General features: G+C 30.3%; 12 protein-coding genes and 3 tRNA genes. 12 read left to right on the forward strand and 3 right to left on the reverse strand.

Annotated features, from left to right (window positions below):
• Position 1 precedes the first annotated feature (1 nt).
• The 3 genes from AC8IG9_RS02035 to AC8IG9_RS02045 all read right to left on the reverse strand — a co-directional run bounded on the left by AC8IG9_RS02035 (position 2) and on the right by AC8IG9_RS02045 (position 4,542).
• A complete protein-coding gene (locus AC8IG9_RS02035; RefSeq protein ID WP_507425159.1) occupies positions 2-1,291 on the reverse strand; it encodes a 2-oxo acid dehydrogenase subunit E2 in 1,290 nt (429 codons plus the stop codon).
• Between the two features lie 5 nt (positions 1,292-1,296).
• Positions 1,297-4,377, reverse strand: coding sequence for a pyruvate dehydrogenase (acetyl-transferring), homodimeric type (gene aceE, locus AC8IG9_RS02040; RefSeq protein ID WP_507425160.1), 3,081 nt, complete (start codon positions 4,375-4,377; stop codon positions 1,297-1,299).
• A gap of 89 nt (positions 4,378-4,466) precedes the next feature.
• Positions 4,467-4,542: transfer RNA gene (locus AC8IG9_RS02045), tRNA-Thr, on the reverse strand.
• Positions 4,543-4,758: 216 nt separating this feature from the next.
• Here AC8IG9_RS02045 and AC8IG9_RS02050 point away from each other — a divergent pair.
• The 12 genes from AC8IG9_RS02050 to AC8IG9_RS02105 all read left to right on the forward strand — a co-directional run bounded on the left by AC8IG9_RS02050 (position 4,759) and on the right by AC8IG9_RS02105 (position 12,555).
• Complete coding sequence (locus tag AC8IG9_RS02050; protein WP_017943717.1) at positions 4,759-4,968, forward strand: cold-shock protein; 210 nt, start codon at positions 4,759-4,761, stop codon at positions 4,966-4,968.
• Positions 4,969-5,001: 33 nt separating this feature from the next.
• Complete coding sequence (locus AC8IG9_RS02055) at positions 5,002-5,196, forward strand: hypothetical protein (RefSeq protein ID WP_507425161.1); 195 nt, start codon at positions 5,002-5,004, stop codon at positions 5,194-5,196.
• A gap of 123 nt (positions 5,197-5,319) precedes the next feature.
• A complete protein-coding gene (gene dcd / locus AC8IG9_RS02060; RefSeq protein WP_507425162.1) occupies positions 5,320-5,874 on the forward strand; it encodes a dCTP deaminase in 555 nt (184 codons plus the stop codon).
• A 2-nt stretch (positions 5,875-5,876) separates the two neighbouring features.
• Entirely contained in the window at positions 5,877-7,139 is a 1,263-nt protein-coding gene (murA, locus tag AC8IG9_RS02065; RefSeq protein WP_507425163.1) for a UDP-N-acetylglucosamine 1-carboxyvinyltransferase, read from the forward strand.
• Positions 7,132-7,578, forward strand: a complete 447-nt coding sequence (locus AC8IG9_RS02070; RefSeq protein ID WP_507425164.1) for a DUF2948 family protein — start codon at positions 7,132-7,134, stop codon at positions 7,576-7,578. The genes murA and AC8IG9_RS02070 overlap by 8 nt, the downstream gene beginning before the upstream one ends.
• Position 7,579: 1 nt before the next feature.
• Positions 7,580-8,866, forward strand: coding sequence for a histidinol dehydrogenase (gene hisD, locus AC8IG9_RS02075; RefSeq protein ID WP_507425165.1), 1,287 nt, complete (start codon positions 7,580-7,582; stop codon positions 8,864-8,866).
• A gap of 2 nt (positions 8,867-8,868) precedes the next feature.
• On the forward strand, positions 8,869-9,087 hold the full coding sequence (gene infA / locus AC8IG9_RS02080; protein ID WP_017943710.1) for a translation initiation factor IF-1: 219 nt from the start codon (positions 8,869-8,871) through the stop codon (positions 9,085-9,087).
• Positions 9,087-9,665: a Maf family protein gene (locus AC8IG9_RS02085; RefSeq protein WP_507425166.1), complete on the forward strand. Its 579-nt coding sequence runs from the start codon at positions 9,087-9,089 to the stop codon at positions 9,663-9,665. The genes infA and AC8IG9_RS02085 overlap by 1 nt, the downstream gene beginning before the upstream one ends.
• Positions 9,666-9,712: 47 nt before the next feature.
• A tRNA-Phe gene (locus tag AC8IG9_RS02090) sits at positions 9,713-9,788 on the forward strand.
• A 160-nt stretch (positions 9,789-9,948) separates the two neighbouring features.
• Positions 9,949-10,025: transfer RNA gene (locus tag AC8IG9_RS02095), tRNA-His, on the forward strand.
• A gap of 5 nt (positions 10,026-10,030) precedes the next feature.
• On the forward strand, positions 10,031-11,467 hold the full coding sequence (gene hisS, locus AC8IG9_RS02100; RefSeq protein ID WP_507425167.1) for a histidine--tRNA ligase: 1,437 nt from the start codon (positions 10,031-10,033) through the stop codon (positions 11,465-11,467).
• On the forward strand, positions 11,467-12,555 hold the full coding sequence (locus AC8IG9_RS02105; protein WP_507425168.1) for an ATP phosphoribosyltransferase regulatory subunit: 1,089 nt from the start codon (positions 11,467-11,469) through the stop codon (positions 12,553-12,555). Before hisS ends, AC8IG9_RS02105 begins: the two co-directional genes overlap by 1 nt.
• Positions 12,556-12,557 lie beyond the last annotated feature (2 nt).

Genomic DNA, 12,557 nt, shown 5'->3' on the forward strand with positions numbered 1-12,557 from the left:
TTTAAAATGATAAATTGAAAGCAAAGTTTTTTCCAAGGCTAGCTTTAAGATCCTGACAAAATCTAGCAGCTTCTGCTCCATCTATTATTCTATGATCGTACGAAAGAGATACAGGCATCATTGCCCTTGGTATAAATTGTCCATCTATAAATATTTGTTTTGTTTCTGTTTTTCCAATTCCAATAATTGCTACTTCAGGATTATTTATAATTGGGGTAAAAAAACTTCCTCCAATCCCACCTAAGCTCGATATTGTCATTGATCCTCCAAAAAATTCTTTTTTATCTATTTTGAGTTCTTTGCTTAATTTGCCAATCTTTCTAAGCTCATTACTTAAGGTTAGAAGATCTTTTTGATCAACATTTCTAATCTTTGGAACCATTAAGCCATGCGGAGTATCAACTGCAATTCCAATATGGAAATATTTTTTATAGATAATGTTTTCATTTCTCGATTCTAATGAACAATTAAAATTAGGGTATTTTCTCATCGCATTCACTAATGCTTTCATAATAAAGGCAAGAGGAGTTATTGTGATTTTTTCTTTTGTATTAAGATTTATTAAATTTTTTCTAAAACTCTCCATATCTGTAACATCAACCTCATCAAATTGAGTTACGTGAGGAATTTCATTCCAAGCCTTAACTAAATGAGGTCCTGATAATCTTTTAATCCTTGGGATTTTTTGAATATCAATTTCTCCAAATTCTTCATGTTCAAATGGAAGTTTTTCTTCTTTTATCTCTACTTTTTTTATCACCTCTTCTTTTAAGATTCTTGTGTTAAGAGCGCCCTTGATAAATTGCTTAACATCCTCTTCAACAACCCTTCCTTTTCTTGCGCTTCCATCTACTAATCGAAGGTCAACGCCTAACTCTCTAGCAAACTTTTTTATTTTTGGACTTGCACTTTTTGTATAATTATTTTCATTTTTAACAGGAGCAATACGAACTGTTTGTGTTTCTGTATTTTGACTTGAAACTGGAGTATTTAAATTTTCATTAGATTTATTATTATTTTTTGTATTTTTTTCTTCAATTTTTTCATTAGAGGATAATTCAATTTGCCCTATTATGTCTCCCTGAGAAACTCTATCTCCAACTTTAACTTTTATATTTTTTATTTTTCCAGAAAATTGTGAGGGAACTTCAACGCTTGATTTATCGCTTTCTAAAGTAACAAGGCCATCATTTTTTTTTATGTTTTGTTCTGGTTTTGCCAAAATTTCTATAATTTCTACATTTTTAAAATCACCAATATTTGGAACAATTAGATCAGCGGTTTCGGACATTTTAACTATAATTTTGTTGGGATCGGCTTATTGGGATCAATTTTATATTTTTTCATTGCATCAGTGGCTACTTTTGAGGCAATTTTCTGTTCTTTGGCTAAAGTACTCAAAGTTGAAAATACAATAAATTCTTTATTTACTTCAAAGAATTTTCTTAAATTCTTTCTAGTGTCGCTTCTTCCAAAACCGTCAGTGCCCAAAGTTACATAAGTTCCTGGCACATAATTTCTAATTCCCTCAGATAAGGTTCTAATATAGTCAGTTGCGGCTATAAAAGGCCCCGTTCTTTTCTCAAAACATTTTTCTATATAAGTTTTTTCAGGTTTTTTATCTGGATGTAGTAAATTTTTTCTTTCAACTTCTATCGCATTTCTTCTAAGCTCAGTAAAACTTGTTACGCTCCAAACATCTGAATCAATTCCATAATCAGAACTTAATATTTCGGCCGCTTTAATAACTTCGTTTAAAATTGCTCCCGATCCTAGTAATTGAACTTTAGTTTTTCCTTTATTGTTTATTTCTTTAAAGAGATACATTCCCTTTAAGATATCTTCTTTTTTAATACTTTTCGGCATCGCTGGATGTTTATAATTCTCATTTAAAGTTGTTATATAATAATAAATACTTTCTTGTTTCTCATGCATTCTCTTTAATCCATCTTCAAAAATTGCAGCTAATTCAAATGCAAATGTTGGATCGTAACTTACACAATTTGGAATCATAGAGGCCATTACTAAACTATGGCCATCTTGATGTTGCAGACCTTCACCAGCCAATGTTGTTCTTCCAGATGTTGCTCCAATTAAAAATCCTCTACATCGAGAATCTCCTGCTGCCCAAGCAAAGTCGCCAATTCTTTGAAATCCAAACATTGAATAAAAAAGATAGATTGGAATCATTTCAATATTATGATTTGAGTAAGCAGTTCCTGCCGCTAACCAAGAAGACACAGCCCCAGCTTCTGTAATTCCTTCTTCTAAAACTTGTCCTTTTTTATCTTCGCGGTAAGAACTTAATTGTTCCGAATCTACAGGTTCGTATTTTTGACCTTCGTGAGCATAAATTCCAATTTTTTGAAAGAAGCCCTCCATTCCGAATGTTCTAGCTTCATCTGGAATAATAGGAACTAATCTTGATGAATATTCTTTGTCTCTTAAAATTTTAGTAAGCATATTAACAAGAGCCATAGTCGTTGATAGTTCTCTATCTCCTGAATCCACATAAGAGGATTCAAAAATTTCTGGAGCTGGAGCTTTTAAAGCTTTTGTTTCTGTTCTTCGCGAAGGAATAAAACCACCAAGTTCTCTTCTTTTTTCTTTGAGATATTGAATTTCTTCTGATTTCTCATCAGGTTTATAGAATTCTAAATTTTCAACCTGCTTATCTGTAATGGGAATATTAAATCTATCTCTTAAATAATGCATATCATTAACATCTAATTTTTTTTGTTGGTGGGTTGTATTAATGCTTTCTCCGCTTTTTCCCATTCCATAACCTTTAATAGTTTTTGCTATAATTACTGTAGGAGATCCTTTGTGATTTTGAGCCGCATGATAAGCAGCATAGACTTTGTGAGGATCGTGACCGCCTCTATTTAGTTTCCAAATATCATCATCGGTCATATTTGAAACTAACTCTCTTAATTCTGGATACTTTCCAAAGAAATGACTTCTAACATAAGCACCGCCTTTTGCTTTAAATGCCTGGTACTCTCCATCAACGCATTCCTCCATCCTTTTCATTAAAAGTCCTGTTTTGTCTTTTTCAAGAAGTGGATCCCAGTAAGATCCCCAAACAACTTTAATAACGTTCCATCCCGCTCCTCTGAATAATCCTTCCATTTCCTGAATTATTTTTCCATTACCTCTTACGGGTCCATCTAATCTTTGAAGATTGCAATTGATTACAAATATTAAATTATCTAATTTTTCTCTAGATGCTAATCCAATCGCTCCTGTTGATTCAGGTTCGTCCATTTCTCCATCGCCTAAAAAAGCCCAAACCTTTCTATTTTGATCTTCTATCAAAGATCTATTTTGTAAATATTTCATAAATCTTGCTTGATAAATTGCAGTGATAGGACCAAGACCCATAGAGACAGTTGGAAATTGCCAGTAGTTAGGCATTAACCATGGATGCGGATATGAGGATAATCCTCCACCATCAACTTCTTGTCTAAAATTTTCTAATTGTTTTTCTGTTAACCTTCCTTCCAAAAATGATCTAGCATAAATTCCAGGAGACGCATGACCTTGAAAATATATTAAATCGCCAAGAAATTTTTCATTTTGAGCTCTCCAAAAATGATTAAAACCAACGTCATATAAAGTTGCGGCAGAAGCAAAAGTTGCTATATGACCTCCAAGCTCAGGAAGTTTTTTGTTAGCCCGAACAACCATGCAGGCTGCATTCCACCTAATTAAGGATCTGATTTTATTTTCTATTACTTGATCACCCGGAGACTTTCGTTCCATTTCCCTGGGGATTGTATTGATGTAAGGTGTTTTTTGATTATATGGTAAATTAGAACCAGAAATATACGCTTGATTAATCAATTTACCCAAAAGATAATTAGCTCTTTTTGGACCATCTCTTTCAACAATACTGTTTAACGAATCAATCCATTCAGCGGTTTCTTGTGGATCCACATCGCCAACTGAATCTTGATCAGAAAAATAATTAGTAAATTTTTTATATTCAACTTTTGTTTCAAAAGATTGTTTATGTTCTTCTTTTTTAACCTCTTCTGTAAAATTTATTTTTTTTAAAACTTTTTCAGCTTCTTGAATGATTTTTTCTGTTTCAGGTAATATAGATTTATTATCTTTAGCTACAGGTGCACTTTTAATGTCGTCATTAGTTAACGTGGCTATTAATGATCCTTTTGAGACTTTATCTCCAACTTTAACTTTTAAATTTGAGATCTTTCCATCAAAAGGGGATGGAACTTCTACGCTAGATTTATCGCTTTCCAATGTAAGTATGGGATCATTCTTTTTAATTTGATCACCTTCTTTTACTAATACTTCTATGATTTCAACGTTCTTAAAATCCCCTATATCAGGAACCTTAATTTCTAAATTCATAGAGTTTATTATATTTAAATGTTTTTTATAAAACTATAAAAAGTTTGGCTTAAATATTGGATTATCAGAGTATTGGGAAGGTCAAATTTTGGTGCCCACAGCCGGAATCGAACTGGCCACCTCTTCCTTACCATGGAAGTGCTCTACCAACTAAGCTATGTGGGCTTATTTAATTTTTTAATTTGTAATTTATAGTTGTTTTTAAGTAAAACTTTTTAGTCTGAATAATTTTTATCAAAATTATCACTAAATCAGCTGAAAACATGCTTTATATCTTCAGAATCTTGACAACGGGCTATTATACCTATTAAACACGAGTCTCACTTTGAATAATAGTATTCAAATTGAACAACATAATAACGAAAGTAAATATAAAGTAAGATGAGTAGTATAAAAGGTAAAGTAAAGTGGTTTAACGGTAGCAAAGGCTACGGTTTTATAGAGAGAGACGACAAACAAAAAGACGTATTCGTTCATATGTCAGCTGTTAAAGATGCAGGTATCGATTATTTGGATGAAGGAGATGTTCTTACATTTGATATCGAAGATGGAAAAAAAGGTCCATCAGCTGTAAATTTAAAAAAAGTTTAAAATCTAGATTTTTTTGATGGAAGAGGCTCACCCATGGGTATTCATTATGATTACAAGTCTAAACGTGGAGAAAGAGCTATGCTTAAAGAAGCGAAGAGAAAAGAACGTCTTGCTTTAAAAAAAGCTAAAAGAGCCTCAACCATACCTGCAGCAAAAGAACCAGAACAAGAAATGCACGATATTAATAAGCCTATTACTTTGGATGATTTAACAAATCCAAATAAATAGTCCGCGTTTGAACTTGATGCTTAATAATCAAAAAGATTTAAAAAAAGAACGTCTTTCAGAAGCCCTTAGAGAGAATTTAAAAAAAAGGAAAGAATTTTTAAAAAAAATTAAAGAAAGAAAAGCATGAGTGTTTTATCTGATCATTGGATAAAAAAAATGTCCTTAGAAAAAAAAATGATAAGTCCTTTTGTTCAGAAACAACAAAGGAAAAATAAAATTTCTTACGGACTTTCTTCTTATGGTTATGACGCGAGAGTTTCTAATGAGTTTAAGATATTTACAAATATAGATTCAGCATTTGTAGATCCTAAAAAATTTTCAAAAAATAGTTTTGTTACAAGAAAAACTGATGTCTGTATAATACCTCCCAATTCATTTGCTCTAGCTAGAACCGTTGAATATTTTAAAATTCCAAGAGATGTTTTGGTAATTTGTCTTGGAAAAAGCACTTATGCAAGATGCGGAATTATTGTTAATGTTACCCCCTTAGAACCAGAGTGGGAAGGACATGTAACTCTTGAGTTTTCAAATACAACTACATTGCCTGCAAAAATTTACGCTAATGAAGGAGCTTGCCAGTTTGTTTTTTTAAAAGGTGATCAAGAACCAGAAACTTCATATGCTGATAAAAAGGGAAAATATATGAAGCAAAAAGGTGTCACTCTTCCGAAAATTTAAATATGCAAAAACTATTAATTAAGGGAGGAAAGAAACTCTCTGGTGAAGTAGTTATTTCAGGTTCTAAAAATGCAAGCCTTCCCATCGTTATATCTTCCTTGTTATTTGATGATTCAGTACAGTTTGAAAATGTTCCTAAAGTTAAAGATATCTATACTTTAGTTAATTTAATCAAGGTTTTAGGAAGAGAAGTCGAATTTGATGAAAATAAAGAAATATTAAAAATATCAAAAAAAAATAAAGATAAATATTTTGCTCCATATTCGATCATGAAAACCATGAGAGCTGGCGTTTTAGTTTTAGCTCCATTATTAGCAAAATTTGGAAAAGCTAGAGTTTCTTTGCCAGGAGGATGTTCCATAGGAGCAAGACCTGTGAATTTACATTTAGAAGCATTAAAAAAACTTGGTGCAAAAATTAATGTAAAGAACGGCTATATTGATGCGAGCGCACCCAAAGGTTTGTCAGGTGCCAACATTAGATTTCCTTCAATTTCAGTAGGAGCAACAGAGAGCATTATTATAGCAGCAGTCCTTGCTAAAGGAGTAACAAAAATTAGTAATGCTGCACTTGAGCCAGAAATTATAGATTTAATAAAATTTTTAAATAAATGTGGAGCAGAAATACAATATAATTCCAAAAGAAAAATTATTATAAAAGGAGTAAAATTTTTATGTCCAATAAGACATAAAATTATTCCAGACAGAATAGAAGCTGCAACTTATGCGATTGCGGCCCTTATAACTAATGGAAAGTTATTAATTAAAAATGTTAATAACGAACATTTAGAAAATATATTTAGCGTTTTAAGAAAAATAGGGGCCAATATTAAAACTTTTAAAGATTCTTTTATTATTTTTAGAAAGCATCAATTAAAACCATTTAAAATTATTACAAAACCTTATCCTGGATTTCCAACTGATATGCAGGCACAATTTATGGCTTTGGCTACTCAGATTAAAGGATCGTCAGTAATTAATGAAGAGATATTTGAAAATAGATTTCTTCACGTTTCAGAATTAATGAGAATGGGCGCTGATATTGAAATAAAAAAACAAAAAGCCATAATAAAAGGAATTAAAAATTTAAATGGCGCTGAAGTAATGGCTACAGATCTAAGGGCATCTGTAAGTTTAGTTTTGGCAGCATTATCTGCAAAAGGCACCACAACAATTAATAGGATTTATCATTTAGATAGAGGCTATAGTAAATTAGAAAAAAAACTTAATTTATGTGGCGCTAATGTTAGAAGAATAAATGATTAACGAAAATATTTCTAAGTTAAAATTATTGGCAGAAGATATTCAGGATTTGCATGTTTTTTCAGCTTATCTGCAAGACTCCGTAATTGTTGCAAACGATATAAAATTTTTACCAAAAACTAAAAAGCTGATTTGCGTATTTAATCGATTTATGTGGGAAGATGCTGAAAAAGGAATTTTTAGAAAAAATAAAAGGATACGTAGCGCTCTTGTTTTTGATAATGTTTTAAAAGTTAAATCAAAAGGAATTAATCCAAGAAAAAAGACTAAGATACTCGAGTTTCTAGCGATCAAAACGGAGATTAAAGATAATTATTTTGATATAAGATTAATTTTTTCTGGAGATAATATTTTATTAGTTAAAGCTGAAGAAATAGATTCGTCTTTAGAAGATTTTGGAAAAACCTGGGAAACCAGTTATAAACCAAGGCATAAGATTTAGTATGAAAGTTATAAAATTTAATAAAAATAGATTTTTAAAAGATTTAGATTTTATTTCTCGAAATAGAAAATCTAATTTTTCTAACAAAGCTAATATTGTAAAAAAAATTCTTAGTGATGTTAAAACTAAAGGAGACAATGCTGTTGTTTATTATCAAAAGAAATTTGACAGAAGCTCAGTTTCTAAAAAAAATATTATTTTAACAGATAAAGAAATTAATAAAGTTATAAAAGATTTAGATTCTTCAGTAAAAAGTTCTATCAAACTTGCATTTGAAAGAGTTAAAGACTTTCATAAAAGACAATCAATCAAGAGTTATAAATATTTTGACAAATATAAAAATGAATTAGCTTATAAAGTTTCTCCATTAAATAGAGTTGGAATATATATTCCAGGAGGAACGGCTAGTTATCCAAGCTCAGTTATTATGAACGCTGTTCCAGCGATTGTTGCTGGTGTAAAAAACATTACTTTATGTATGCCTACACCAAATAATAAAATTAATGCGGGTGTTGTTTATGCAGCTAAAATATGTGGAGTAAAAAAAATTTATAAAATAGGGGGCGCCCAAGCAATAGGAGCTTTTGCTTATGGAACAAATACCGTTACGAAAGTTGATAAAATTGTAGGACCTGGCAATATTTTTGTAACTACAGCTAAAAAAGAGGTTTTCGGTGAGGTAGGTATAGATATGGTCGCGGGACCTTCAGAGATTACAGTAGTTGCAAACGAGGATAACGATTCAACATTAACAGCTATAGATTTATTATCACAAGCTGAACACGATGAGTTATCCCAGACAATATTAGTAACAACAAATTTAAAATTTGGCCTAGAGGTTAAAAATAAAGTTTACAAATTTTTAGATGTTTTGCCTAGAAAGCAAATAGCCAAAAAAGCAATTAATGATAATAGCGCGATTATAGTTTGTAAAAACTTTAAAGAAGTTGTTAGCGCTGTAAACGATATAGCACCAGAGCACCTTGAGATTAAAACTAAAAATAATTCATTTTTGGCAAAACAAATTAAAAATGCTGGATCAATTTTTTTAGGAGAAAATTCACCAGAAGCCATAGGAGATTATTTAGCAGGACCAAATCATGTTTTGCCAACAGCTGGATCAGCAAGATTTGCTTCAGGGTTATCTGTTTATGATTTTTATAAAAAAACATCAGTTATTAAAATGAGTAAACAAGGTCTTGAAAAGATAGGAAGATCAGCTATACACCTAGCAAATTACGAGGGTTTATTTGCGCACTCTCAATCAATTAGAATTAGGATTAGTTAAATATGGCAAAAGAAGAAATGTTGGAATTCAAGGGATTGGTAACTGAGTTGTTACCCAATGCCATGTTTAGAGTGAAATTAGAAAATAATCATGAAGTATTGGCTCATACAGCTGGAAAAATGAGAAAGAACAGAATTAGAGTTTTAGCTGGAGATGAAGTTATGGTTGAAGTTACCCCATATGATTTAACTAAAGGCAGGATTATTTTTAGATTTAAATAATGAATGAAACAAAACATAGTTTTGTTTTAGCCTCTGCATCACCAAGAAGAATAGAGCTTCTTAATAATATAAAAATCTTTCCAAAAATAATTTATTCTACAGAGATTAATGAAGATATAAATAGTAAAGAAAATCCTAAAAATTATTGTATTAGAGTTGCAAAAAATAAGGCTCTTAAAGCTTTAGAAAAATATCCAGAAGAATTTGTTTTATCAGCTGACACTATAGTATTTTGTAGTAATAAAATTTTTTTAAAACCAAAAGACAAAGAAGAAGCTAAAAAATTTTTAACATTCTTTTCAGGACGAAAACACAATGTTTTGACATGTGTATGTTTGGCAAAAAAGAACTTAATTAAAGTTAAAAAGGTTACAACAAAAATTACTTTTAAAAGATTAACTAAGCAGGAGATCGAAGAATATTTATTAACAAATGAGTGGAAAGATAAAGCCGGAGCTTATGCCATACAAGGCTATGCTGAAAAATTTATTAAAAGAATTAATGGTTCGTATTCAAATGTAGTTGGTTTGCCTTTGTTTGAAACTTACAATTTGCTTAATTCACAAGGTTTAATTTAATATTTTAATTGATTAATAAATTGTTTTGTGAAAAAAACATGCCCAGTGGTCTGGTAGCTCAGTTGGTAGAGCAGAGCCCTGAAAAGGCTTGTGTCGCTGGTTCAATTCCAGCTCAGACCACCATTTTTTAATTGCAATTTCATTCTCAGATTGATAATCAACCTCTAATTGAAATGATTAAAAAATATATATCTACTCACAGACACCATCCTCATGCTGAGCATGCGCTTAGCTAATAGAATTATATATTTAAAAACAAAATAATATTATAAACAAAAAACATGCAGCTGTAGCTCAGTTGGTTAGAGCGCTGGTTTGTGGAACCAGATGTCGGTGGTTCGAATCCACCCAGCTGTACCAAATTAATGAATAAAAAAACTTTTAAACCTAGCAGTGAATTACCCGCAGGTTTTGTAGATAGACAAGAAGAAGAGTTATTAGCGAGAGATCTTTTAATATCTAATATTAAAAAGATCATGGCTAAATATGGCTTTCAATATCTTGAAACACCTAGTTTTGAGTTTACCGATAGTATTGGTAAATTTTTGCCTGACAAAGATAGACCATCGGAGGGAGTTTTTTCTTTTGAGGATGACAAAAAATGGCTTTCGTTACGATATGATTTAACAGCTCCACTAGCTAGATATGCAGCTAAAAACTTTAATAATTTACCAAGACCTTTTAAAAGGTATCAACTAGGAACAGTTTGGAGAAATGAAAAGCCAGGTCCTGGAAGATTTAGAGAATTTTTGCAATTTGATGCAGACTATATAGGAACAAGCAATTTATTTGCTGACGCAGAGTTGTGTTGTTTAATTTCAGAAATTTTAAGTACCTGCGGTTTAACAAAAAAAGAATTTATAATTAAAATATCTAATCGTAAATTAACAAAAGGATTATTAGAAAAGCTAAAAATCAACGATGAAAATAAACAATCAATAGTACTAAGAGCTATTGATAAGTTGGATAGAGTTGGATTAGAGGGTGTGCAATATCTTTTAGGAAAAGGCAGAAAAGATAAATCTGGAGATTTCACAAAAGGAGCCGAGTTAGATGAATCTCAAATTAAAGACATCATTAATTTTTTAAGCATTAAAGATCTTTCGGATAATAATTTTGAAAAAATAGAAAAGATAGCTGGAGATAACCAGACTATATTAGACGGAGTGAATGAGCTCATTTTAATAAAGAAATATTTTTCATTATTAAAATTCGATAATTTTAAATTTGATCCAACTGTTGTTAGGGGACTTGAATATTATACAGGTCCTATTTTTGAGGCTAATCTTACATTCGGCGTTACAAACAACAAAGGTGAGGTAATTGAATTTGGATCAATAGGAGGCGGAGGTAGATATGATGATCTTGTAAAACGTTTTAATAATCAAGATTGCCCTTCAACTGGTATTTCAGTTGGTCTTGATCGTTTAATTTATGCAATTCTTCAAAAAAATAAAATTAAAGCAGAAAAAGAAACGCCAGTTTTGATATGTGTTTTCGATGAAAAGTATATGGATTACTATGTAAAAATTTTAAATTTGTTAAGAACAAAAAATATTAGCGCTGAAATTTATTCAGGAAGCGCCAATATAAAATCACAATTAAAATATGCCGACAAACGAGGATGCAATTACGTTATTTTATGTGGCGAAGATGAGGTAAGCAAAAATTTAGTTACAATTAAAAATTTAGAAATAGGCAAACAAATGTCAGATTCTTTAAAAGACAGGGATGACTGGAGAGAATCTTCTAGCTCTCAAAAAACAGTAGCTTTAGATCAACTTTTAAATGAGATTAAATAATGAAACAGGGTTTAGAAAAAAAGCGATTAAAAGAGGATCTTTCTAAAAAAATATTAAGCAATTTTAAGAAAAACAAATTTATTTTTACAGATTTGGATCTGTTAATTGATACTAATTTATTAACCGAGCGATCAGGAGAGCAATTTAAAAAATTTACATTAACTTACAAAGATTTATTTGGAAAAGAAATTAGCTTGCGTCCTGATTTAACCGTTTCAACAGCATTAAAATATATTCAGGAAAAAAAGAATAAAGAAGAAAAGTATTGTTACTACGGAAGCGCTTATCGATTAGACAAAGAAGGAGATTTAAAAGTTTTTGATCAAATAGGTTGTGAAATTATTAATTCAAATAGTGATAAATCAGAAAATATTTTGATTAATTCCATATTAGAACCATTAAAAAAAATCAAGAAGCTAGAAGTTATTTTAGGTGACGTTGGATTATTTAAAGTTTTAGTAGAATCCTTAGAACTTCCGTCTAGATGGAAATTAAGATTAGTAAAAAATTTTTCTAGAAAAGAATATTTTGAGGATATGTTGAAAAGATTAGAAACAAATTATGATCTTGATCAAAAAGCAATTAAATTAGATACAAAAAGACTTCAAGATTTAGAAAAACTAGATCCAAATGAAATAATTGGTGGAAGGACAGTTTCTGAAATTATTAAACGTTTTAATAAAAAGATTAAAGATCCAAGGGATAGTTATAAAGGAAAAAAGAATGTTAATATTATTAGAGATTTTTTAAACATTAATACCTCAATTCAGAAGGCAGAAAGTGCAATATTATTTTTTTTCTCAAAAAATAAATTAAACAATTTATCTATTAAAAGTTATTTAAAAAAAATTAGCAGAATAAATAAAGAAATAGGAAAAAAATATTCTATTAATTTTAAAACAAATTTTGGAAGAAATACTGATTATTATACCGGCATAGTCTTTTTAGCCTGTGTAAAAAAGAACTCTAAAATTATCGAATTAGCAAGAGGTGGAGAGTATAATGGTCTGCTTAGAACTCTTGGTTATAAGAAAAATATATCAGCTATAGGTGGAGCAATTAATTTAAATGAATTAATAAATTTGTAAAA

This window comes from Candidatus Allofontibacter sp. (genome assembly GCF_040404065.1).
GTDB lineage: Bacteria > Pseudomonadota > Alphaproteobacteria > Pelagibacterales > Pelagibacteraceae > Fontibacterium.

Coding starts and splice junctions, on each gene's coding strand:
- AC8IG9_RS02035 (WP_507425159.1), bottom strand. CDS start 1,291: ATGTCCGAAACCGCTGATCTAATTGTTCCAAATATTGGTGATTTTAAA.
- aceE (WP_507425160.1), bottom strand. CDS start 4,377: ATGAATTTAGAAATTAAGGTTCCTGATATAGGGGATTTTAAGAACGTT.
- AC8IG9_RS02050 (WP_017943717.1), top strand. CDS start 4,759: ATGAGTAGTATAAAAGGTAAAGTAAAGTGGTTTAACGGTAGCAAAGGC.
- AC8IG9_RS02055 (WP_507425161.1), top strand. CDS start 5,002: ATGGGTATTCATTATGATTACAAGTCTAAACGTGGAGAAAGAGCTATG.
- dcd (WP_507425162.1), top strand. CDS start 5,320: ATGAGTGTTTTATCTGATCATTGGATAAAAAAAATGTCCTTAGAAAAA.
- murA (WP_507425163.1), top strand. CDS start 5,877: ATGCAAAAACTATTAATTAAGGGAGGAAAGAAACTCTCTGGTGAAGTA.
- AC8IG9_RS02070 (WP_507425164.1), top strand. CDS start 7,132: ATGATTAACGAAAATATTTCTAAGTTAAAATTATTGGCAGAAGATATT.
- hisD (WP_507425165.1), top strand. CDS start 7,580: ATGAAAGTTATAAAATTTAATAAAAATAGATTTTTAAAAGATTTAGAT.
- infA (WP_017943710.1), top strand. CDS start 8,869: ATGGCAAAAGAAGAAATGTTGGAATTCAAGGGATTGGTAACTGAGTTG.
- AC8IG9_RS02085 (WP_507425166.1), top strand. CDS start 9,087: ATGAATGAAACAAAACATAGTTTTGTTTTAGCCTCTGCATCACCAAGA.
- hisS (WP_507425167.1), top strand. CDS start 10,031: ATGAATAAAAAAACTTTTAAACCTAGCAGTGAATTACCCGCAGGTTTT.
- AC8IG9_RS02105 (WP_507425168.1), top strand. CDS start 11,467: ATGAAACAGGGTTTAGAAAAAAAGCGATTAAAAGAGGATCTTTCTAAA.